The organism is Blastococcus sp. URHD0036 (assembly GCF_000701365.1).
Taxonomy (GTDB): Bacteria; Actinomycetota; Actinomycetes; order Mycobacteriales; family Geodermatophilaceae; genus Trujillonella.
Genome location: NZ_JNIK01000018.1, coordinates 340,584 through 361,584 on the forward strand (window position 1 = coordinate 340,584; position 21,001 = coordinate 361,584).

The following is a 21,001-nucleotide window of genomic DNA, read 5'->3' on the forward strand; positions in this document are numbered from 1 at the left end:
GACGATCCGGACGCGTCAGACGGCTCCGCCCATGAGCTCGGCAGCCCGCTCGCCGATCATGACCGCGGTCGCCGCCGTGCCCCGGGACGGCACCCGCGGCAGCACCGAGGTGTCGGCCACCCGGAGCCCCGCGACCCCGCGGACGCGCAGGCACCCGTCGACCACCGCGCCGGGGTCGTCGTCGGGCCCCATCCGCGCGCTGCCCGACAGGTGCACCGCCGTGCCCAGGTGGCGGCCGATCCAGCCGTCCAGCGCGGGATCCTTGGCCAGCACCGCCACCGAGAGCTCGTCCCCGGCGGGGAGCCCGTCGTCCGCGGCGACCAGCGCGGCCAGCGGCGCCGTCCGCAGCAGCTCCGCGGCCAGGCGGACGCCCGCCCGCATCCCGGCCCGGTCGGCGGCCGAGGCGAGGTAGCCGTAGGTCACCCGCGGACTGCCGGCCGGATCGGCCGACTCGAGCGTCAACCGGCCCCGACTGTCCGGCTGGAGCAGCGAGATCCCGATCTCGAGCACGCCGTCGTCGACCGGGGCCGTGCGCCAGGGCGGCATCAGGACGCTGAACGGGCGGAACCAGGGCAGCACCTCCACGCCGCCGGGCGCGCCGTCCGGGCTGGCGTGCAGCACCTGGTCCAGGGCCAGTCCGGGTGGCGCCGGGACGCGCCGGACCGGCCGCCACGGCACGGTCACCATCGGGTGGTCGCTCAGCCCCTGCCCCACGCCGGGGACGTCGGCGACGAGGGGCAGGCCCAGACGCCGGAGCGGGTCCGCCGGTCCGATGCCGGAGCGCAGCAGCAGCTCGGGTGAGCCGACCGCCCCGGCGGAGAGGACCACCTCGGCGGCGCGCACGTCGCCGGCGTCGGTCGCGACGCCGATCGCCCGGCCGCCCTCGACCAGCACGCGGGAGACCCGCACCCCGCCGCGCACGGTCAGGCCCTGCTGCCCGCGCAGGTAGGCCACCGCGGCGCTGATCCGCCGGCCGTCCACCGCGTTGGCGGGCAACGGGCCGCAGCCGGGCGGGCCGCCGCCGTTCTTGTCCGGCTCCTCCGGCACTCCCAGGGCCGCGGCCGCGGCGGCGAACGCCGCGGCCGGCTCGTAGCCGGGAGCGGGCCGGGTCACCGGCACCGGCCCCTCGTCGCCGTGCAGCGGGGAGCCGCCGAACTCCCGGTCGGCCTCGAGCCGCCGGAAGGCCGGCAGGACGGCGTCCCAGGACCACTCGGGCACCCCCCAGCCGTCGCAGTCGGCCGGGGTGGCGCGGATGAAGTAGCTGCCGTTGACGGCGCTGGAGCCGCCGACGCCCCGGCCGCGCACCACCGACCGGGAGACCGTGGCGGTGAGCTCGGCCGGCACCTCGACCGCGGCCGGCGAGCCCGGCACCGCGGCCCGCATCGTCGTCGCGTCGGCCGACTCCGGCACGGGGTCGGCCGGGCCGGCCTCGAGCAGCAGCACCGTCCGCCCGGCCTCGGCCAGGCGCGCCGCGAGGGCGCACCCGGAGGTGCCCGCACCGACCACCACGACGTCGGTCTCGGCGGGCAGCGGGTCAGGCACCGGGGAGGCCGAGGACGGCGGGCAGGTCGAGCCGGCGGACCTTGCCGGTCGAGGTGCGTGGCAGCTCGCCGATCGGGTGCAGGCTCTTCGGCCGCTTCGCCGGGGCCAGCCGCTCCCGCGCCCAGGCGGCGAGCTCGGCCGGGTCGGCCTCGCCCACGTAGGCCGCCACCACCCGCTGCCCCCAGTCCTCGTCCGGGACGCCGACGACGGCGCTCTCGACCACCCCGGGGTGCGTGTCGAGCACCGCCTCGACCTCGGCGGGGTAGACGTTGACCCCGCCGGAGATGACGAGGTCCTCCCGGCGGCCGTCGAGCCACACCACGCCGTCGTCGTCCACCCGGCCCAGGTCGCCCACGGTGACCCGGTCCCCGCGCCACGCCGCGGCCGTCTTCTCCGGTGCCCGCCAGTACTCGAAGCGCGCCCACGGCGGCACGGTGCACCACAGCTGGCCGCGCTCGTCGGTCTCCAGCGCCCGGCCCGGGCGGGCCCGGCCCACGCTGCCGGGCCGGGCCAGCCAGTCCGCCGGCGAGCAGACGGTGAACTGCGCCTCGGTCGACCCGTAGAACTCCCAGACGCTGCCCTCCGGCGCCGCGTCGAGCACCGCCCGCTTGAGCGGCTCGGGGCACGGCGCCCCGGCGTGCACCAGCCGCCGGAACGAGGAGAGGTCCACCCCGTGGACGAGCAGCCGCTGCAGGTGGGTGGGCACGCAGAACGCAGTGGTCGGCCGCAGCGCGGCGATGGCCTCCGCCGCCCGGGCGACGTCGAACGGGCCGGGCAGCAGCACCTCGCCGCCGGCCAGCAGCGTGTGGATCGAGAAGCGCAGCGGCGCGGAGTGGTGCAGCGGCGAGAGCACCAGGTGGCGGTCCGCGGGGGCGAACCCCCACAGGTCGATCTCCTCGGCGGCGAGCGCGCGGGCGTCGTCCTCGTCGAGGACGCCCGACCAGACGCCCTTGCGCCGTCCGGTCGTGCCGGACGTGTAGTGCATCGGGCGGGCGAGGGGGACGTCGGCGAGGTCGGCCTGCGCGGTGCCGGTGAGCAGCCGCGCCGGGTCGTCGCCGACGTCGAGGGCCGGCTCGGCGTCGGCCGCGAGCGCGGCCCGCTCGGCGGTGGGCAGCGCCGGGTCCAGCACGACCGGGACGACGCCGGTGCGCAGCGCCCCGAGGACGACGGCCAGCAGCGCCGGGGAGGCGCCGGCGGAGACCAGGAGCCGGTCGCCGCGGCGGACGCCGGCCGCCTGCAGCGCGGCCGCGGCCCGCCGCTGGTCGCGCTCGCTGTCGGCCGCGCGCACCACCGGCACCGCCGTCATGCGGGGCGGACCTCGTCGCCGGCCACGGTCAGGCGGCCCTCCTGCGCGAGCTTGTCGAGCATCGAGCGGGTCGACGCGGCGGCGGCCGGCCACACCTCCCGGGGGTAGGCGGCGTAGATCGTCGCCACGAGGTCGTCCACGCTGCCCGCGCCGCCGGCCACCGCGGCCAGGACCTGCTGCTCGCGGAAGGCGCGGTGCGCCAGGTAGTAGTCGAGGACGGCGAGCGGGTCCTCGGTGAGCTCGGGCCCGTGTCCGCAGTAGAGGGCGCTGGGGCCGAGGTCGTGCACCCGCCGCAGCGACTCGAGGTAGGCCATGACGTCGCCCTCGGGGTGGGAGATCACCGAGGTGCCGCGGCCGAGCACGTGGTCGCCGACGAGGACGGCGCCCGAGTCGATCCGAAAGGCCAGGTGGTCGGCGCAGTGGCCGGGGGTGGCGACGACGTCCAGCACCGTCCCGGCCAGGCGGAGCCGCTCACCGGCCGCCAGCACCCGCCCGCCGGCGCCGGCGACGGCGGGGTCGGCGGCGGCGACCTGCGCTCCGAAGCGCTCGCCCCACGGGAGGGCGGCCTCGGCGTGGTCGCCGTGGTGGTGGGTGACCAGGACGGCGACGCAGCGGGCGTCCCGGGCGGCGAGCGCCTCCTCGACGGCGGCGAGGTGCGCCGCGTCGTCCGGCCCCGGGTCGACCAGGACCGCCTGCCCGCTGCCCGGCGCGCCGACGACGTAGGTGTTGGTGCCGTCCAGCGTCATCCCCGAGGGGTTGGGCGCCAGCACCCGGGTGACCAGCGGCTCCAGCTCCGCCGTCCGCGCCATGTCGCCCGGGGCAGGGAGGGCCCAGGTGAGCCGTGGGTCGAGAGGTGCGTCCACGGACCGCACGCTAGCGGGGGTGCCGGAGCACCGCGTTGCGGCCCGCTACCGTTCTGCCTCATGCGCGCTCTCCGACGCCTGGCCCCCGCGACGGCCGCCACGGCCGCCGCCCTCCTCCTCCTCGCCGGCTGTGGCGGTGACGACGACAACGACAGCAACGCCTCGTCCTCGTCGTCGTCCTCCAGCTCCAGCAGCAGCTCCTCCGCGTCCAGCGAGAGCTCCGGCAGCGACGACGTGGAGGCCTTCTGCACGGACGCCGAGGAGTTCGTCACCGCCCTGAACAACGTCAACCCCTCCAGCCCGGAGGAGATCCCCACGGCGCTGGACGAGGCGACCACGGCCTTCGACGCCGCCACGCCGCCGGCCGAGATCGCCGACGACTGGGAGTTCCTCGGGGACGCCCTGCGCACCTTCGCCGACGCGACGGCGAACGCGGACCTGTCGACCCCCGAGGGCGCCCAGGCGCTGCAGCAGGCGGCCACCGACTTCGGCACGGCGTTCTCCGGCAGCGAGGGCACCAACGTCGACTCCTACGTCAGCGAGAACTGCGCCGGCGCCTGACCGGCCCCCCGCACACGGCGGCCCGCCACCCCCTCGGGGTGGCGGGCCGCCGTCGTGTCGGGCGGAGGAGCGTCAGCAGCCCCTGACGTTGATCCCCCGGGCGCGCATCAGCGGAGCGGGGTTGACCGCGCCGCTGTACATGGCGCCGTTCGGGTGGATCTCGAAGTGCAGGTGCGGGCCGGTCGACTGACCCTCGTTGCCGACCGCGGCGATGTTCTCGCCGGCGGCGACTCGCTCACCGGTCCGGACGAAGTAGCGGCTGACGTGGCCGTAGACGGTCACCGCGCCGTCGTCGCCCCTGATGTAGACGGCCTGCCCGAACCCGGTCGCGGGGCCGACCCGCTCCACCACACCGCTGGTGTAGCTGTAGATCGGCGTGCCGATCGGGGCGGCGATGTCCATGCCGTTGTGCGAGGTGCCCCAGCGGGCGCCGAAGCAGCTGGAGATCCGGCCGGAAGTGGGCATCACGTAGGGGCCGCTGCCGCCGGCGGAGGCCGTGCCGCCACTGCCCGACTGCGCCCGGGCGGCCGCGGCGGCCGCGGCGGCGTCCCGTGCCGCGCGCTCGGCCGCAGCGGCGGCCGCGGCCTCCTCGGCGGCCTTCTGCTGCTGCCACTGCTGGTAGGCGTCGCGCGCTCCCTGCAGCTGGAGCAGCTGGATGTTGGCGGCCTCGAGCTGCTGGTCGTACTGCGCCTTCTGCGCCGAGACCTCGCTGTAGGCGGCCCGCTGACTGGCGGCCTGGGCGTCGGCGGCGTCCTTGGCCGCCGCGGCCTGGTCCGCTGCCGCGGTCGCGGCGTCCCTGGCCTGCCGGGCGGCGGACTCGGCGTTGGCCTGCTGCACGCGGGCCAGCTCCATGGTGTCCAGGACGTCGACCTGGGTGTCGCCCACGTACTCCAGCAGCGCCGCCCGCTGGATCAGCTCCGCGGGGCCCTCGGCGTCGAGCAGGGCCTGCGTGGTGGTGAGCTGGCTGCCGTTCATGTAGCTGGTGCGGGCGAACTCGCCGACCCGGCTCTGGGCGGCCGCGACGGCGTCGGCGGCGGCCTGCAGCTGGGCAGCGGCCTGGTCGGCGGCGGCCTGGGCGGCCTGAGCGGCCTCCTCGGCGACGAGGAAGGCGGTCCCGGCGGCCTCGGCCTGCACGGTCAGCCGCTCGAGCTCGGACTCGGCGCCGGCGACGAGAGCGGCGATGCGGCCCACCTCTGCCGCGGCGGCGTCCTGCTGCGCCCGGGCCGAGGCGATCTGGTCGTTCGTGGGGTTCGGCGGCGGCGCGGGCACCGCCAGCGCAGGGCCGGCCATGCCCATCAGCAGGGCTCCGGCGAGCGCCCCGGCGACCGCGAGCCGCAGGCCGCGCGGACGACGGGGGCCGGTGCCGGCGCGGCCCACGGTCGTCCGGCGCCCGGAGGCGGTGGCCTGCGACATGCTTCGCTCCCTGGGGAAGAGGGCGAGTGCTCATCGAGCACTCCGTTCACTTCTGTCCCATTGGTTCTCGTCACCCGTCCGGGGGACCTTGAGGTCGCCGGCGCAGATTTCTCCGTCGCATCGGGCCTCCGGGGCCGCCCACCTAGGCTCGGGACGTGGACGTCTTCGGCTCCGGTCATGAACAGGTGGTCTTCTGCTCCGACCCGGAGTCGGGGTTGCGGGCGGTCATCGCGATCTACTCGACAGCGCTCGGGCCGGCCCTCGGCGGCACCCGCTTCCACCCGTACGCCACCGAGGCAGAGGCGGTCGCCGACGCCCTGGCCCTCTCCGAGGCGATGGCCTACAAGAACAGCCTCGCCGGCCTGGACCTCGGCGGCGGCAAGGGCGTGATCATCGGCGATCCCCGCACGGACAAGACCGAGGCGCTGCTCCGTGCCTACGGGCGGTTCGTGGAGGCCCTCGGCGGCCGCTACCTGACGGCGTGCGACGTCGGCACGAACAACGCCGACCTCGACGTCGTCGCCCGCGAGACGCGGTTCGCCCACGGCCGGTCCCTGGCCATGGGCGGCTGCGGCGACTCCTCGGTCCTCACCGCCTACGGCGTCTTCCAGGGCATGCGGGCCGCTGCCGAGCACCGCTGGGGCACGCCGACGCTCGCCGGACGCCGGGTGGCCGTGGCCGGCGTCGGCAAGGTCGGGAGCTGGCTGGTCGACCGGCTGGTCACCGACGGCGCGTCCGTCGTCGTCACCGACGTCGACGAGGCCGCCGTCGAGCGCGTGCGGTCCCGGCACCCCGGCGTCGAGGCCGTGCCCGACACCCGGGCCCTGGTGCGCACTCCCGCCGATGTGTACGCGCCGTGCGCCCTCGGCGGCGCGCTCGACGACGAGACGGTCGCCGCGCTGCAGGCCGAGATCGTCTGCGGCGGCGCGAACAACCAGCTCGCGCACGCGGGGACCGCCGAGGCGCTGCGGCAGCGCGGCGTCCTCTACGCGCCGGACTACCTCGTCAACGCCGGCGGCGTGATCCAGGTCGAGGACGAGCGGCACGGGTTCTCGTTCGCGCGGGCCGAGGCCCGGGCGGCGGGCATCTTCGACGTCACGCTGCGCGTCCTGGCGGCCGCCGAGGCCGACGGCGTCTCCCCCGCCGTGGCCGCCGACCGGCTCGCCGAGGAGCGCATCCGTTCGGTGGGCCGGCTGGCCACGATCCGGCTGCCCCGCTGAGCCGGGCTCACCCCGGGCGACGCGCGCCGGGCCGGAAGGTGACCGGCAGGCTGGTGGGGGCGTAGACGTTGCAGGCGTCCGCGAAGCGCGGCACCTGGTCGACGGTGATCCGGAAGTCCGGCAGCCGGTCGAGGACGACGTCCACCATCACCTGGAACATCGTGCGGGCGAGGTTGGAGCCCAGGCAGCGGTGGGTGCCGACGCCGAAGGCCATGTGCCGGTTCGGCCACCGCTCGAGGTCCACGACCTGGGGATCGGGGAACTCGGCCGGATCGCGGTTGGCCGCCGCCCACAGGACCAGCGCCCGCTCGCCGCTGCGCATCTGCTGCCCGTGGAACTCGACGTCGCGCGACAGGGTCCGCACCTGGCCCTGCGTGGGTGTGCCGATGCGGAGGAACTCCTCGGTCGCGGTCCGCAGCAGGTCCCGCCGCTCGACGAGCGTGCGGCGCAGCTCGTCGTCTCGGCCGAGGTGCACGAGGGCGTTGCCGGTGAGCCCGCTGGTGGTGTCCATGCCGCCCAGGAGGATCAGGAAGACGTAGCGGACCTGCTCGGAGAAGCCGATCGGCTCGCCGTCGACCTGGCAGCCGATGATCGAGGTCAGCAGGTCGTCGGGGCCGCGGGGGTCCGCGGTGCGCGCCTGGATCTCCGCGGTGACGTGGGCGAAGACGGCGCCCTGGGCCTCCCGGCCCTCGTCGGCGGTCCCGTGGATGATCGCGTGGATCCACTGCACCCACTCCGCCCAGCGCGACTCGTCCATCCCGAGCAGCCGCAGCGTCACCCGGGCGGGCAGCGGAGTGGCCAGCTGCTGGACCAGGTCGCCCTCGCCCGTCTCGATGAACGCGTCGACGAACTCGTCGGCCATCGCGCGGATCGCCGGCTCCAGGGCGGCCACCGACCGCGGTGACAGCGGGCCGAGGGCCGCCTTGCGGTACTGCTGCGTGTACGGGGGGTCCGTCTCGATCGGGATCGGCCCGGTGCCGGGCGGGAGCGCCGACTCCTCGCCGTCGCGGGGCAGGCCCACCCCGCTGGAGCACGTGAAGAGCGCGTCGTCCCTCGTCGCCTCGTAGACCGGCCGGTAGCCGGTCAGCATCCAGAAGCCCCCGTTGGTGGTGGACCAGACGACCGGGTGCTCCTCGACCAGCTCGTCGTAGATCTCGTGGACGTCCGCGCAGAAGGACGGGAGGTGCGGATCGAGGTGGACGGCGGGCCGCGGCGGCTCCCCCTCGCGCAGTGAGAGCGGCGTGACCGGGCAGATCCGGGTCGTGTCGGGCGACGTCATCGGGACGGGGCTCTCCTCCTACGGTGGCACCGGTGGATGCGCTCCGAGCGGGGCGGCAGGCGCTCGGTCAGTCCTACCCGCCGGCACCCCGCGGCGTGAAGTGGGTCACTGCGATCGGCCGTCCGGGCCCGGCCCGGCGGAGGCGCCGGTCACAGCAGGCCCCCGGACGGGCGACCGACGGGGGAGGACGTGTGCCCGCCGCCGAAGCGTGTCGTAAGCTCGGTCGAGACACAGTCACTCAGTCGGGGTCGCCACGCGGGCCGCTCAGCCCGGAGCTGGGCTCCCGCACTCCGTAGCGAGGGGGTCGAGCCGATGGGGCGCGGCCGAGCGAAGGCCAAGCAGACACGCGTGGCCCGTGAGCTCAAGTACAGCTCACCGAACACAGACCTCTCTGCTCTGCAGAAGGAACTGACGGGCTCACCGTCGTCTCCGTACACCGCTCCCACCCGGGCGGCGAAGGACGACGACGATGACGACGAGTACGCCGACCGCTGGGCGGACGGTGATGCGGACGACGACTGGGCTGCCAGTCGTTGACCGCCACCTGAGCGCAGCCGTCCGTTCCTGACGACGACACCGCCGCCCTCCCGGGGCGGTGGTGCCGTCATGCTGTCCTGAAGGTCGGAATGGCGGTTCTGCCCCGTGCAGAACCGCCATTCCGCACGGGGCTGGCGCCGCTACTGGTAGGTGCCCACCAGGCGCGCACCGGCTGGCCGGCCGCTGGCGTCCTCGACCGTGCCGGCCACCCAGGCCGGGACACCGCGCGCGGTCAGCTGGGCGACGGCCCGGTCGGCGGCCTCGGCGGCGACCACGGCCACCATGCCGACGCCACAGTTGAACGCCCGCTCGGACTCCTCGCGCGGCACGCCGTGCTCCTCGAGCAGGTGCACCGCGGCCGGCAGGGCCCACGTGCCCCGGTCGAGCACCGCCTCGGCGCCGTCGGGCACGACCCGGACCGTGTTGCCGGCCAGCCCACCGCCGGTGATGTGCGCGAAGGCGTGCACGCCGTCGACGCCGAGCTGCTCCACCAGCGCCAGGCAGTCCAGCGCGTAGATGCGCGTGGGCTCCAGCAGCACGTCGCCCAGGGGACGGTCCAGGCCGGCCGGGGTGCCGGTCAGGTCCAGCCCGGCGGCCGAGACGACGCGGCGCACCAGCGAGTAGCCGTTGGAGTGGAACCCGGACGACGCCATCGCGACGACGACGTCACCGGCACGGACCCGCTCCGGGCCCAGCACCGAGTCCGCCTCGACCACGCCGACCGCGGTGGCCGCGAGGTCGTAGTCGTCGGGGGCCATCAGGTCGCCGTGCTCGGCGGTCTCACCGCCCACCAGTGCCGCGCCGGACCGGGTGCAGCCCTCGGCGATGCCGGTGACGATCGCGGCGATCCGCTCGGGCACCACCCGGCCGCAGGCGACGTAGTCCTGCAGGAACAGCGGCTCGGCGCCGCAGGCCACCAGGTCGTCGACGACCATGGCCACCAGGTCGATGCCGACCGTGTCGTGCCGGTCCAGCTGCCGGGCCAGGGCGATCTTCGTGCCGACGCCGTCGGTGGACGACGCCAGCAGCGGCCGCCGGTACTTGGCGACGTCGAGCGCGAAGAGGCCCGCGAAGCCACCCAGGCCACCCACGACCTCGGGCCGGTTGGTGCGCTCGACCGCGGTGCGCATCAGCGTGACGGCGCGCTCGCCGGCGTCGATGTCGACGCCGCTGGCGGCGTAGGTGAACTGCTGGTCGGTCACGGCCGGCTGAGGGCGTCGTCCGCGCCGCCGGGCACGGTGGCGCTGCCGGCCTGCTGGCCGGTCCACCCCGTCACCGCGCGCTGGGCGTCGGGACGCGGCATCGGCGTCCGGCCGACCCCTTCCAGCACGTGCTTGCCCAGCACGTCCACCTCGCCGAGGTCGATGGGGTACTGCCCGGTGAAGCAGGCGGTGCACAGCCGGTTGGCCGGCTGCTCGGTGGCGGCGATCAGCCCCTGCTCGGAGACGTAGCCGAGGGAGTCGGCGTTGATCGAGGCGCGCACGCCGTCGAGTTCCAGCCCGTTGGCGATGAGCTCGGCGCGGCTGGCGAAGTCGATCCCGTAGAAGCACGGCCACTTCACCGGCGGGGAGGCGATCCGGACGTGCACCTCGAGCGCACCGGCCTCGCGGAGCATCCGGATCAGCGCGCGCTGGGTGTTGCCGCGGACGATCGAGTCGTCGACGACCACCAGCCGCTTGCCGCGGATGACGTCGCGCAGCGGGTTGAGCTTCAGCCGGATGCCGAGCTGCCGGATGGTCTGGCTGGGCTGGATGAACGTGCGGCCCACGTAGGAGTTCTTGACCAGGCCCAGCCCGTAGGGGATCCCGCTGGCCTCGGCGTAGCCGACCGCGGCCGGGGTGCCGGACTCCGGCACCGGGATGACCAGGTCGGCCTCGACCGGGTGCTCCTTGGCCAGCCGGCGGCCGATCTCGACGCGCGCGGCGTGGACGCCACGGCCGGAGATCGTCGTGTCGGGGCGGGCCAGGTAGACGTACTCGAAGACGCAGCCCTTGGGCTCGGCCGGCGCGAAGTGCTGGCTGCGCAGGCCGTCGGCGTCGATGGCGATGAGCTCCCCGGGCTCGACCTCGCGGACGACGGAGGCGCCGACGATGTCGAGGGCGGCGGTCTCGCTGGCGACCACCCAGCCGCGCTCGAGCCGGCCGAGCACCAGCGGCCGCACGCCCTGCGGGTCACGGGCGGCGTAGAGGGTGTCCTCGTCCATGAAGGTCAGGCTGAACGCGCCGCGCAGCTGGGGGAGCACCTCCATCGCCGCGGCCTCGACCGACATGTCCGGCCGGGCGGCGATGAGCGAGGTGATGAGGTCGGAGTCGGTGCTGGCGGTGAACGCCCCCCGCACGCCGGCATCGGCGGCCTTGCTGGCCAGCTCGGCGGTGTTGACGAGGTTGCCGTTGTGGCACAGGGCCAGGCCGGTGCCGGCGTCGGTGGTCCGGAACGTGGGCTGCGCGTTCTCCCAGGTCGACGAGCCGGTGGTCGAGTACCGGGTGTGGCCGACGGAGAGGTATCCGCGCAGGCTCCCCAGCGTCGCCTCGTCGAACACCTGGCTGACCAGCCCGAGGTCCTTGTAGACCACGACCGAGGCGCCGTCGGAGACCGCGATCCCCGCCGCCTCCTGCCCACGGTGCTGGAGGGCGTACAGCCCGAAGTAGGCGAGCTTGGCGACCTCCTCCCCCGGCGCCCAGACACCGAAGACGCCGCAGGCGTCCTGGGGTCCGGGGGACTGGGGGTCGAGGTCGTGCGTCAGCCGTCCATCTCCGCGAGGCACTCGTGCGAGAGTACCGGTGCCTCGTCCGGTACGGGTGTCCGTCCCAGGGATAACCGCCACACCCCCGGCGCGTCGGGGGCGCCGCGCGCGGCTCAGCCGCAGCTCACGACGCCGTCGCCACCGGTGCCGTCGTCGAGCCGTTTCACGTACGCGTCGGCAGGCCCGGCACCGCACGAGGCCAGCGCCGCCTCCGCGGTCGGGAACGGCCCGAGGTAGACGGTGTGGATGAGGGTGCCGGCGTCCGACCGGTCGCGCAGCGAGCCGCAACTGCCCTCGGTGGTGAACCAATGCGCGCCGGGCGTGGCGTCGAGCAGGCGGGACACCGCGTCCTGGTAGCCGATCGGCGTGGTCACGCTGCCGACGATGAGCACGAACGAGCCGTCGCACGCCGGGACGACCGGCGCCGGCAGGTCCGACGGGATCGTGCCGGGCGCGGTGCTGTCGCCGTCGGTCGGGGACGGCTCCGGCGAGCGCGGCGGGCCGGACGTCCCGGCGCCGGCGCCGGGCGCCGCCGGGTCCCCCAGCGCGGCGTAGCCGGCGACCAGCCCCCCGCCGACGACGAGGAAGCCGGCCAGCATCCACGCCAGCCAGCGTCCCGGCCGGCTGCCGGAGGGCTGCCGGCGCTCCTCGCGGACCTCCGCTGCCGGCCGGACCGGCGGCGGCCGGACCGGCGGTGGGAGGACGGGCGGCGGCTGGACAGGCGGGGGGACCGGCTCGGGGGCCCGGTGGCGCCCGGAGCCCGCGCCGGGCGCTCCCCCCGTGTTCCCGTCCACCGCTCCCCCGTACCCCGCCCCGCTCAGGAGACCGTGCGCAGCTCCGCGGCGATGGTCGTGTCGTCGCCGTGCCCGGTGCGGACCACGGTGTCGCCGTGCAGCGTGAGCAGCTTCGACCGGATGGAGGCGACGATCGTCGGGTGGTCGCTGAACGACCGCCCGGTCGCGCCCGGCCCGCCGCAGAACAGCGTGTCGCCGGTGAAGACGGTGTTCAGGTCGGCGGAGTGCAGGCAGGTGCTGCCCGGCGAGTGACCGGGGGTGTGCAGGGCCAGCAGGGTGCTACCGGCGATCCGGAACGTCGTCCCCTCGATGAGGTCGCGGTCGGGGTCGGCGGCCGGCTGCGAGGCGCCGTAGACCATGTCCCAGAGCATCCGGTCGGGCGCGGGGAACCAGATCGGGGCATCGACGGCCTCGCGCAGCGCCACGGCGGCGGTGATGTGGTCGTTGTGCCCGTGGGTGAGCACGATCCCGGCGACCTTCCGACCGCCGATCGCCTCGACGATCGGCTCGGGCCGGTGCGGGGCGTCGATGACCAGCACCTCGTCGTCGTCGCCGACGAGCCAGACGTTGTTGTCGACGTCGAAGTCCTGCCCGTCGAGGCTGAAGACGCCGCTGATCACGGTCTTGTCGATGCGGGCGGCCATCAGAAGGTGACCACCGAGCGCAGGACCTCGCCCTTGTGCATCTTCTCGAACGCCGACTCGACGGCGTCCATGCCGATGGTCTCGCTGACGAAGTCGTCCAGCGGGAAGCGGCCCTGCAGGTAGAGGTCGACCAGCATCGGGAAGTCGCGGGACGGCAGGCAGTCGCCGTACCAGGAGGACTTGAGCGCCCCGCCCCGGCCGAACAGCTCGATCAGCGGCAGGGTCAGCTGCATGTCCGGCGTCGGGACGCCGACCAGGACCACCCGGCCGGCCAGGTCGCGGGCGTAGAAGGCCTGCTCGAAGACCTTCGGGTGCCCGACGGCGTCGATGGCGACGTCGACGCCGAAGCCGCTCGTCGCGGCCTTGATCGCCTCGACCGCGTCGGTCTGGCTCGAGTTCACCGTGTGGGTGGCGCCGAACTGCCGCGCCCACTCCAGCTTCCGGTCGTCGATGTCGACGGCCACGATCGTCGTCGCCCCGGCGAGCTTCGCGCCGGCGATCGCGGCGTCCCCGACGCCACCGCAGCCGAACACCGCGACCGACTCGCCGCGGCGGACCCCGCCGGTGTTGATCGCCGCGCCGACGCCGGCCATCACGCCGCAGCCCAGCAGCCCGGCCGCGGTGGCCGGGGCCTGCCGGTCGACCTTGGTGCACTGCCCGGAGTGGACCAGCGTCTTCTCCACGAAGGCGCCGATGCCCAGCGCCGGGGAGAGCTCGGTGCCGTCGGTCAGCGTCATCTTCTGCGCGGCGTTGTGGGTGTCGAAGCAGTACTGCGGCTCGCCCTTGAGGCAGGCACGGCACTGCCCGCAGACCGCGCGCCAGTTGAGAATCACGAAGTCGCCGACCGCCACGTTGGTGACGCCCTCGCCGACCGCGGCCACCGTGCCCGCGGCCTCGTGGCCGAGCAGGAACGGGAACTCGTCGTTGATCCCGCCCTCGCGGTAGTGCAGGTCGGTGTGGCAGACCCCGCACGCCTGGATGTCGACGACGGCCTCGCCGGGACCCGGATCGGGGACGACGATCGTCGCGATCTCGACCGGGGCACCCTTGCTGCGGGCGATGACGCCCTTCACCTCGTAGGACATGGGGCGAGCCTAGGCGGGCCCCGGGCGTGTCGCTCCGGGCCGGTCAGCTCTCCGCGGCGGGCGCCGAGTACCGGCTGAGGATCCGCGGGTCGGCGAGCGCGGCCGCGACGCAGGAGCCGATCCGGCCCTCCCGGTCGTACATCCACGCCGTCCCCACCCCGACGCCGTCGGCGCCGACGTGACCGGTCGATTCGACGCCGATCCACTCCCCGACCGGGTCCCGGGCCAGGTACATGGTCAGGTCGGCGTTGATGAACTCCAGGCCGTCGCGCCCGGAGTTGGCGACCGGGTTGGCGAAGTCGGCCATCAGGGCCGCGCGGAGCAGCGGCGTGAGCGGCTCCCCGGCGACGAACTCGACCCGCTCGCGCATCCAGACCCGGCCGCGGGCGCCGTTCCAGCCGTCCACCGGCCGGATCTCGAACGACATGCGCCCGCCGGTGGCGCCCTCGATCGACTCCGGTGCCGGGACGTCCCACGGCTCCGGGGCCCACGGTTCGCCGCGTGGGTGCTCGGAGCGGCGCAGCAGCAGGGCCGAGCCCCGGGCCACCTCGAGATCGCCGTCGACCACGCTCACATCGACCGCGCGCAGCCGCCGCCCGTCCCGGACGCGGCGGGCGAGCACCTGCAGGGGGCGCATCGGCACCGGCCGGACCATGTCGACGGTCAGCCGGGTGAGCTGGAGGTCGTCGTCCGGGGAGTCGTGCTGCGCGCCCCAGGCCACGAGCCCGCCGATGTGGTGCCCGTTGACCATCTCGTCCGACCACGGGCTGGCCGCGGACGCCGACGGCACCAGCCGGTCCCCGTCACGCGTGAACGACGGCTCCATGGATCTCTCCTCGATCGTCGGTCAGCGCAGGGGGCGCAGCGGGAGGTGCTCGGACAGGTCGGCGCGGTTGCCGCTGGCGAGGACCCGCCCGGCGGCCACGGCCTCGGCCCAGGTCAGCTCGCCGGTGGCCAGCCGCAGCCACGTCGCCGCATCGGTCTCGATCACGTTGGGCGGGGTGCCGCGGGTGTGCCGCGGACCGGGCACCAGCTGGACGGCGACGTGCGGCGGCACCCGCAGCTCTACCGACCGGCCGGGCACCTGCTGGGCCAGCCAGCGGGTGGAGGTCTTCACCGCCGCACCCAGCACCGCCCGCGGGGGCTGCTCGGCGTCGCCGGCCAGCCAGGGGCGGACGGCGTCGACGGCTGCGCGCAGCTCCTCGGCGGGGATCGGGGCCGTGCCGGCCATCAGCTCGTGGGGACGGTCCCCGCGGGGACGGCGCCGGCCGCCTGACCGGTGACCGCCTCCGGGTGCCCGAACAGCGCCGGCAGGGTCGCCGTCCACACCGCGCGGAGCTCGGTCAGCGAGAGCTCCGGCAGGCCGTCGACGGCGAGGACGTCGCCACCCGTCGTCCCGAGCTCGGTGACCGGCACCCCGGCCGCGGCGGCGGCGGCCCGGACGGCGTCCGCCTCGCGCGTGGTGACCACGGCACGGGCGACAGACTCGCTGAACAGGGCCACGAACGGGTCGCCGTCCACGCTCAGCCGCGCGCCGACGCCGTACCGCAGCGCCGACTCGGCGAGCGCCTGCGCCAGGCCGCCGTCGGCCAGGTCGTGCGCCGAGGTGACCCGGCCCTCGCGGGCGAGGGCGGCGAGCAGCTCGCCCAGGGCGCGCTCGGCGGTCAGGTCGAGGGCGGGCGGACGGCCGCCGAGGTGGCCGTGCACGACCGACGCCCAGGCCGAGCCGCCCAGCTCCTCGCGCGTGGCACCGAGCAGCAGCACGGTCTCGCCGGCGGCCCGCCAGCCGGCGGGCACACGACGGCGGACGTCGTCGTGCACGCCCAGCACGCCGATCACCGGGGTCGGGTTGATGGCGACGTCACCGGTCTGGTTGTAGAGGCTGACGTTGCCGCCGGTGACCGGCAGGCCCAGCTCGCGGCAGCCGTCGGCCAGGCCGCGGACGGCCTCGGCGAACTGCCACATGACCTCGGGGTTCTCCGGGGAGCCGAAGTTCAGGCAGTTCGTGACGGCGAGCGGGACGGCGCCGGAGACGGCGACGTTGCGGTAGGCCTCGGCCAGGTTGAGCTGCGCGCCGACGTAGGGGTCCAGCCGGGCGAACCGGGCGTTGCCGTCGAGGGAGAGCGCGATGCCGCGGTGGGTCTCCTCGTCGATGCGGACGACGCCGGCGTCCTCGGGCTGGGCCAGCACGGTGTTGCCGCGCACGTAGCGGTCGTACTGCTCGGTGACCCACGTCTTGTCGGCGCCGTCGGGGCTGGCGACCACCGCGAGCCAGTGCGCCTGCAGCTCGTCCGGCGTCCCCGGGCGGGGCAGCCGGGCGGCGTCGTCGGCCTGCAGCGCGTCGAGGTCGGCCGGGCGGGCCATCGGCCGCTCGTAGACGGGGCCCTCGTGGGCGACGGTGCGCGGCGGGACGTCGACGATCCGCTCGCCGTGCCAGTCGACGGTGAGCCGGTCGCCGTCGGTGACCTCACCGATGACGGCGGCCAGCACGTCCCACTTGCGGCACACGGCGAGGAACGCCTCGACCTTCGCCGGCTCGACGATCGCGCACATGCGCTCCTGCGACTCGCTCATCAGGATCTCGGCCGGGGTGAGCGTGCTGTCGCGCAGCGGCACCCGGTCGAGGTCGACGTGCATGCCGCCGGTGCCGGCGCTGGCCAGCTCGGAGGTGGCACAGGAGAGGCCCGCGCCGCCGAGGTCCTGGATGCCGGTCACCAGGTCGGCGGCGAAGATCTCCAGGCACGCCTCGATGAGCAGCTTCTCCGTGAAGGGGTCGCCGACCTGGACGCTCGGCCGCTTGGCCGGCCCGTGCTCGTCGAAGGTCTCGCTGGCCAGCACGCTGACGCCGCCGATGCCGTCACCGCCGGTGCGCGCGCCGAACAGGATCACCTTGTTCCCGGCGCCCTCGGCCTTGGCCAGGTGCACGTCCTCGTGCCGCATGACGCCCACGCACAGCGCGTTGACCAGCGGGTTGCCGACGTAGCAGTCGTCGAACAGCAGCTCGCCGCCGATGTTGGGCAGGCCGAGGCAGTTGCCGTAGCCGCCGACGCCGGCGACGACGCCCGGCAGCACCCGTGCGGTGTCGGGAGCGTCGGCCCGGCCGAAGCGCAGCGAGTCCATGACGGCGACCGGGCGGGCGCCCATCGTCAGGATGTCGCGGACGATGCCGCCGACCCCGGTGGCCGCGCCCTGGTAGGGCTCGACGTAGCTCGGGTGGTTGTGCGACTCGACCTTGAAGGTGACCGCGTAGCCGTCGCCCACGTCGACCACACCGGCGTTCTCGCCGATGCCGACCAGCAGCGCCTCGCTCTTCGGCAGGTCACCGAAGCGGCGCAGGTGGACCTTCGAGCTCTTGTAGGAGCAGTGCTCGCTCCACATCACGGAGTACATGGCCAGCTCGGCGGTGGTCGGCCGGCGGCCCAGGATGCTCTTGATGCGGGCGTACTCGTCGGGCTTGAGGCCCAGCTCGGCCCAGGGCTGCTCGTCGTCCGGCGACTTCCCGGCGACCTCGACGGTGTCGACACTCATGCGTTGACGACCGCCTTCAGTGCGCTGGTGAAGAAGCCGAGGCCGTCGGTGCTCGGGCCGGTGAGGTCCTCGACGGCGTGCTCCGGGTGCGGCATGAGGCCGACGACCCGCCCGTTCTCGCTGGTCACCCCGGCGATGTCGTGGAGGCTGCCGTTGGGGTTGCCGCCGACGTAGCGGACGGCGACCCGGCCCTCGCCCTCCAGCCGCTCGAGCTCGGCAGGGGCCGCGACGTAGCGCCCCTCGCCGTTCTTCACCGGGACGACGATCGTCTGGCCGGTCTCGTAGGACGACGTCCAGGCGGTGTCGGCGCGCTCGATGCGCAGCTGCTGGTCGCGGTTGCGGAAGTGCAGGTGGGCGTTGCGGTGCAGCGCGCCCGGGAGCAGGCCGGCCTCGCAGAGGACCTGGAAGCCGTTGCAGATGCCGAGCACCGGCAGCCCGCCCTCCGCCGCCGTGACGACGTCCTGCATCAGCGGCGAGCGGGCGGCGATGGCGCCGGCGCGGAGGTAGTCGCCGTAGGAGAAGCCGCCGGGGAGGACGACGGCGTCGACGTCCTTCAGGTCGTGGTCGCCGTGCCACAGCGCGACGGACTCGCCGCCGGCCAGGCGCACCGCGCGCGCGGCGTCGACGTCGTCCAGGGAGCCCGGGAAGGTGATGACACCGATGCGCACTGTGCTTCTCTCAGTCGGTCGGGAGGTGCAGCTCGACGTCCTCGATGACCGGGTTGGCGAGCAACGTCTGGGCGATCTGCTCGAGCTCCGCCCGGTCAGGGGTGCCGTCGACCTCGAGGACGAAGTGCTTGCCCTGGCGGACGCTGGTCACCCCGCCGTGGCCCAGCCGGCCGAGTGCGCCGAGGACGGCCTGCCCCTGGGGGTCGGAGATCTCGGGCTTGAGGACCACATCGACGACCACACGGGACACGAGATCACCCTACCGATCGCGCGATCGGCGTGTAGCGGCGCGGTCCGGGCGTCGAGTTGATCTAGGTTGGCCGCCTCATCGAGTCCGAGCCTGAGGAGTTCAGCATGCAGCTCTCCACGCCCCGCGAAGCGGCGGTCCCGCCGACCCCCGATCCCGATCTACCCGGAATCCGCGAACTGGTCGACGTCCTGGCCGACGGGCTCGGTGAGTCGGCGACGGCCTCGGTCACCGCCGTCGAGCCCGGTGCGATCCGCACGACCGTGGGTCAGACGGCCTCGGGTCGCCGGATCCGCCTCGACCCCGGCACACGAGCGCGGGTCACGTGGCGCAACGGCCAGGAGGTCTTCGGGGTCTCCGCCGAACTGGTGGCCGTGCACCCCGGCGACGACCCCGAGTGGGAGCTCCGGCTGCTCGGCGCGGTGCAGCAGACGCAGCGGCGGGACGCCGTCCGCACCCCGCTGCAGCTGCCGGTCACGGTGAACGCGGGTCGCGAGGACCGGACGGGCGTCACGCTCGACCTCAGCGAGGGAGGCGCGCGCCTGCTCCTGAAGGACCCGCCCGTCGACGCCGGCGGGGTCGTCCCCCACAGCTCCGGCACCCGGCTGCGGTTGACGATCGACCTCGACGGGACGGACCTCGCGGACGAGGTCCGGCTGATCCGGCGGTACCTGCGCGAGGACGGCTACTGGGAGGTCTCGGTGCACTTCACCGGGCTGACCGAGCAGCAGGAGGACGCGGTCCGGCGCCGCGTCTTCACCGAACTCCGCGTGCTCCGCAGCCGCGGGGTCATCTAGCGACCCGCCGGCACCGACGACGGCCACCCGCGCGGGGACGGGTGGCCGTGCTCGCCCGGTCCAGCATCCGGCCCGAGGACGACGTCTCTTCGTTCCGATACGCGCCGGGGCTGCCGAGAAGGCCGGTGTGCGCACTCTCGCCGTCGCCACGGCCGCCGCCGCCCTCGTGACGCTGCTCGCGGCTCCCGCCTCGGCCGACCCGGTCAACCAGCCGCCCGTCGCCGTCGACGACACGGTCGCCCTGCGAAGCACGGCCATGTCCCAGTGGGTGTGGCCTCTGAGCAACGACAGCGACCCCGACGGTGACCCGCTGACCTACACCGCCGTCACGTCGGGGACGAAGGGGACGGTCTCCGTCGACACCGCCTTCCCCACGACCTTGAGATACCAGCCCCTCCCCGGCACCACGGCGGGGACGGACTCGTTCACGTACACGGTGTCGGACGGACAAGGGCACACCGCGACGGCCACCGTGACCGTCACCCTCTGGGACGACCCCGGCGTGCCGGGCAACCTGACCATCAGCAGCGCCGGACCGGATGCCGTGACGCTGTCCTGGACGCCTGCTGCCGGGGCGACCCGCTACCGCGTCCACCGGGCGGGCGGCGCCGTCATCGAGACGACCGGCACCACCGTGACCGACACGGGGTTCGCCGACGTCAACTCCTACACCTGGAACGTCGGCGCCGTGAACGGCGGCGGGTTCGAGGGCTCGTGGAGCAACGGCGTCTACCGCTCGTACCCGCTCAACAGGCCCTCGTCCCTGACGGTCGAGCCCACCGACGACCCCACGACCCTGTCGCTGCAGTGGACCGGTAGCGGTCCCGGTCCCTGGAACGTCTACCGCGACGGCACGCTGCTCGTCAGCACCTCCTTCCTCAGCTTCGAGGACACCGGCCTGATGACGGGGAGGACGTACAGCTACCAGGTGCAGACGGCGTCCAGCTCAACGAGCACGGTGCTCTACCCGGCGAGCGCGCTGTCCGCCCCCACGCCGGGGACCCCCGTGGAACTCACCGACATCGGCCGGCTCTGGTACTGGTGGGGAGGTAACACGAGTGATCTCGGGCCGGTGACCGTCGTTGAACGCGCCGTCCCCGGTGGCCGTCAGCAGGACCACCTCCACGGCCTGATCGTGCAGCAGGACGGCGAGGACCCGATCACCGTCATGAACGACTTCGCCACGGCCTACGCGTGGGTGGGTGGCGTCTCTGGCGACCTCGGTTTCCCCCTCGAATACATGGGCGGGTGCGGGGTGCTGCAGGACGCCAGCTGCCGTCACCAGTACTTCGAGGGCGGCAGCATCTGGAGTTCGGACTACACCCCGACCCGACCAGTCAGGCTCCTCATCGAGGAAGGCTGGGACGCGGCAGGCGGGGACGGGTCGGTCCTGGGCCTCCCCGTCGGGTTCCAGGTGAACCTGTCCTCCGGGGTCTGGCAGCGCTTCGAGGGCGGCGGCGTCTACTGGAGCCCGGCCTCCGGGTCCCACGGCGTGATAGCCGAGAACGACGACGCGTACACCGCGTGGGGCGGTCCGACGGGGCCCCTCGGCTATCCCGTCATCGACGAGGTCTGCGGTCTGCGCGCCGACGGCTGCTTCTCCCACTTCCAGGGCGGGTCCATCTACTCCACTCCGGGCACCGGCGCCCACGTCATGACCACCGCGATCCGCGACGCCTGGGCCCGTCAGGGCTGGGAGAACGGCCGCCTCGGCTACCCCGTCACCGACGAGGTCTGCGGCCTGCGCGACGGCGGCTGCTTCGTCCACTTCCAG

At 74.6% G+C, this 21,001-nt stretch carries 20 protein-coding genes; 5 read left to right on the top strand and 15 right to left on the bottom strand.

The features are described 5' to 3' along the window. Positions 1–15 precede the first annotated feature (15 nt). Genes mftG through N555_RS0122055 form a run of 3 tightly spaced genes read right to left on the bottom strand, consistent with a single transcriptional unit; the run spans position 16 to position 3,711 of the window. A complete protein-coding gene (gene mftG / locus N555_RS0122045) occupies positions 16–1,542 on the bottom strand; it encodes a mycofactocin dehydrogenase MftG (protein ID WP_029433654.1) in 1,527 nt (508 codons plus the stop codon). Next, positions 1,535–2,848, bottom strand: a complete 1,314-nt coding sequence (locus N555_RS0122050) for a class I adenylate-forming enzyme family protein (protein WP_029433655.1) — start codon at positions 2,846–2,848, stop codon at positions 1,535–1,537. Before N555_RS0122050 ends, mftG begins: the two co-directional genes overlap by 8 nt. After that, positions 2,845–3,711, bottom strand: coding sequence for an MBL fold metallo-hydrolase (locus N555_RS0122055; RefSeq protein WP_029433656.1), 867 nt, complete (start codon positions 3,709–3,711; stop codon positions 2,845–2,847). Before N555_RS0122055 ends, N555_RS0122050 begins: the two co-directional genes overlap by 4 nt. Before the next feature lie 60 nt (positions 3,712–3,771). Here N555_RS0122055 and N555_RS0122060 point away from each other — a divergent pair, with 60 nt between their 5' ends. Continuing rightward, positions 3,772–4,272, top strand: a complete 501-nt coding sequence (locus tag N555_RS0122060; protein ID WP_029433657.1) for a hypothetical protein — start codon at positions 3,772–3,774, stop codon at positions 4,270–4,272. A 72-nt stretch (positions 4,273–4,344) separates the two neighbouring features. On the opposite strand, the gene N555_RS0122065 is transcribed toward N555_RS0122060, so the two are convergent. Continuing rightward, the gene (locus tag N555_RS0122065) at positions 4,345–5,685 is read right to left on the bottom strand and encodes a M23 family metallopeptidase (RefSeq protein WP_029433658.1); all 1,341 of its coding nucleotides are present in this window, start codon (positions 5,683–5,685) and stop codon (positions 4,345–4,347) included. A 155-nt stretch (positions 5,686–5,840) separates the two neighbouring features. Between N555_RS0122065 and N555_RS0122070 the strand changes: the two genes are divergently transcribed. After that, positions 5,841–6,905, top strand: coding sequence for a Glu/Leu/Phe/Val family dehydrogenase (locus N555_RS0122070; protein WP_029433659.1), 1,065 nt, complete (start codon positions 5,841–5,843; stop codon positions 6,903–6,905). Positions 6,906–6,912: 7 nt separating this feature from the next. Here N555_RS0122070 and N555_RS0122075 read toward each other — a convergent pair whose 3' ends face one another. Further along, positions 6,913–8,184 (bottom strand): cytochrome P450, encoded by a 1,272-nt coding sequence (locus N555_RS0122075; RefSeq protein ID WP_051684344.1) that lies wholly within the window; start codon positions 8,182–8,184, stop codon positions 6,913–6,915. A 312-nt stretch (positions 8,185–8,496) separates the two neighbouring features. Here N555_RS0122075 and N555_RS0122080 point away from each other — a divergent pair, with 312 nt between their 5' ends. Beyond that, positions 8,497–8,721, top strand: a complete 225-nt coding sequence (locus N555_RS0122080) for a DUF3073 domain-containing protein (RefSeq protein WP_029433661.1) — start codon at positions 8,497–8,499, stop codon at positions 8,719–8,721. A 140-nt stretch (positions 8,722–8,861) separates the two neighbouring features. On the opposite strand, the gene purM is transcribed toward N555_RS0122080, so the two are convergent. From purM to purS, 10 genes are all read right to left on the bottom strand, one after another. Further along, positions 8,862–9,923 (bottom strand): phosphoribosylformylglycinamidine cyclo-ligase, encoded by a 1,062-nt coding sequence (gene purM / locus N555_RS0122085; RefSeq protein ID WP_029433662.1) that lies wholly within the window; start codon positions 9,921–9,923, stop codon positions 8,862–8,864. Next, positions 9,920–11,485: an amidophosphoribosyltransferase gene (gene purF / locus N555_RS0122090; RefSeq protein WP_029433663.1), complete on the bottom strand. Its 1,566-nt coding sequence runs from the start codon at positions 11,483–11,485 to the stop codon at positions 9,920–9,922. Before purF ends, purM begins: the two co-directional genes overlap by 4 nt. A gap of 92 nt (positions 11,486–11,577) precedes the next feature. Then, positions 11,578–12,258 (bottom strand): hypothetical protein, encoded by a 681-nt coding sequence (locus N555_RS27105; protein WP_051684345.1) that lies wholly within the window; start codon positions 12,256–12,258, stop codon positions 11,578–11,580. A gap of 23 nt (positions 12,259–12,281) precedes the next feature. Beyond that, complete coding sequence (locus tag N555_RS0122100) at positions 12,282–12,902, bottom strand: MBL fold metallo-hydrolase (protein ID WP_029433665.1); 621 nt, start codon at positions 12,900–12,902, stop codon at positions 12,282–12,284. Beyond that, positions 12,902–13,987 carry an S-(hydroxymethyl)mycothiol dehydrogenase gene (locus N555_RS0122105; RefSeq protein ID WP_029433666.1) on the bottom strand — a complete coding sequence of 362 codons (1,086 nt, stop codon included), beginning with the start codon at positions 13,985–13,987 and terminating at the stop codon, positions 12,902–12,904. Before N555_RS0122105 ends, N555_RS0122100 begins: the two co-directional genes overlap by 1 nt. Positions 13,988–14,030: 43 nt before the next feature. After that, positions 14,031–14,813, bottom strand: a complete 783-nt coding sequence (locus tag N555_RS0122110; RefSeq protein ID WP_034511884.1) for an acyl-CoA thioesterase domain-containing protein — start codon at positions 14,811–14,813, stop codon at positions 14,031–14,033. Between the two features lie 21 nt (positions 14,814–14,834). Continuing rightward, positions 14,835–15,218, bottom strand: a complete 384-nt coding sequence (locus N555_RS0122115; protein WP_029433668.1) for a sterol carrier family protein — start codon at positions 15,216–15,218, stop codon at positions 14,835–14,837. Continuing rightward, positions 15,218–17,515 (bottom strand): phosphoribosylformylglycinamidine synthase subunit PurL, encoded by a 2,298-nt coding sequence (purL, locus tag N555_RS26305; RefSeq protein ID WP_051684346.1) that lies wholly within the window; start codon positions 17,513–17,515, stop codon positions 15,218–15,220. The genes N555_RS0122115 and purL overlap by 1 nt, the downstream gene beginning before the upstream one ends. Further along, positions 17,512–18,183, bottom strand: coding sequence for a phosphoribosylformylglycinamidine synthase subunit PurQ (gene purQ / locus N555_RS0122125; RefSeq protein WP_029433669.1), 672 nt, complete (start codon positions 18,181–18,183; stop codon positions 17,512–17,514). Before purQ ends, purL begins: the two co-directional genes overlap by 4 nt. 10 nt (positions 18,184–18,193) lie before the next feature. Beyond that, positions 18,194–18,433 carry a phosphoribosylformylglycinamidine synthase subunit PurS gene (purS, locus tag N555_RS0122130; protein WP_029433670.1) on the bottom strand — a complete coding sequence of 80 codons (240 nt, stop codon included), beginning with the start codon at positions 18,431–18,433 and terminating at the stop codon, positions 18,194–18,196. A 104-nt stretch (positions 18,434–18,537) separates the two neighbouring features. Here purS and N555_RS0122135 point away from each other — a divergent pair, with 104 nt between their 5' ends. Together N555_RS0122135 and N555_RS0122140 are read left to right on the top strand one after the other, a co-directional pair. After that, positions 18,538–19,227 (top strand): flagellar brake protein, encoded by a 690-nt coding sequence (locus N555_RS0122135; protein WP_029433671.1) that lies wholly within the window; start codon positions 18,538–18,540, stop codon positions 19,225–19,227. A gap of 127 nt (positions 19,228–19,354) precedes the next feature. Further along, positions 19,355–21,001 (top strand): Ig-like domain-containing protein (locus tag N555_RS0122140; protein ID WP_029433672.1); only part of this gene is annotated, 1,647 nt, incomplete at its 3' end.

Bases quoted from the DNA above. Each gene is read 5' to 3' on its own strand.
- N555_RS0122050 (WP_029433655.1), bottom strand. From the start codon at position 2,848: ATGACGGCGGTGCCGGTGGTGCGCGCGGCCGACAGCGAGCGCGACCAG.
- N555_RS0122060 (WP_029433657.1), top strand. From the start codon at position 3,772: ATGCGCGCTCTCCGACGCCTGGCCCCCGCGACGGCCGCCACGGCCGCC.
- N555_RS0122065 (WP_029433658.1), bottom strand. From the start codon at position 5,685: ATGTCGCAGGCCACCGCCTCCGGGCGCCGGACGACCGTGGGCCGCGCC.
- N555_RS0122075 (WP_051684344.1), bottom strand. From the start codon at position 8,184: ATGACGTCGCCCGACACGACCCGGATCTGCCCGGTCACGCCGCTCTCA.
- N555_RS0122080 (WP_029433661.1), top strand. From the start codon at position 8,497: ATGGGGCGCGGCCGAGCGAAGGCCAAGCAGACACGCGTGGCCCGTGAG.
- N555_RS0122100 (WP_029433665.1), bottom strand. From the start codon at position 12,902: ATGGCCGCCCGCATCGACAAGACCGTGATCAGCGGCGTCTTCAGCCTC.
- N555_RS0122105 (WP_029433666.1), bottom strand. From the start codon at position 13,987: ATGTCCTACGAGGTGAAGGGCGTCATCGCCCGCAGCAAGGGTGCCCCG.
- N555_RS0122110 (WP_034511884.1), bottom strand. From the start codon at position 14,813: ATGGAGCCGTCGTTCACGCGTGACGGGGACCGGCTGGTGCCGTCGGCG.
- N555_RS0122115 (WP_029433668.1), bottom strand. From the start codon at position 15,218: ATGGCCGGCACGGCCCCGATCCCCGCCGAGGAGCTGCGCGCAGCCGTC.
- purL (WP_051684346.1), bottom strand. From the start codon at position 17,515: ATGAGTGTCGACACCGTCGAGGTCGCCGGGAAGTCGCCGGACGACGAG.
- N555_RS0122135 (WP_029433671.1), top strand. From the start codon at position 18,538: ATGCAGCTCTCCACGCCCCGCGAAGCGGCGGTCCCGCCGACCCCCGAT.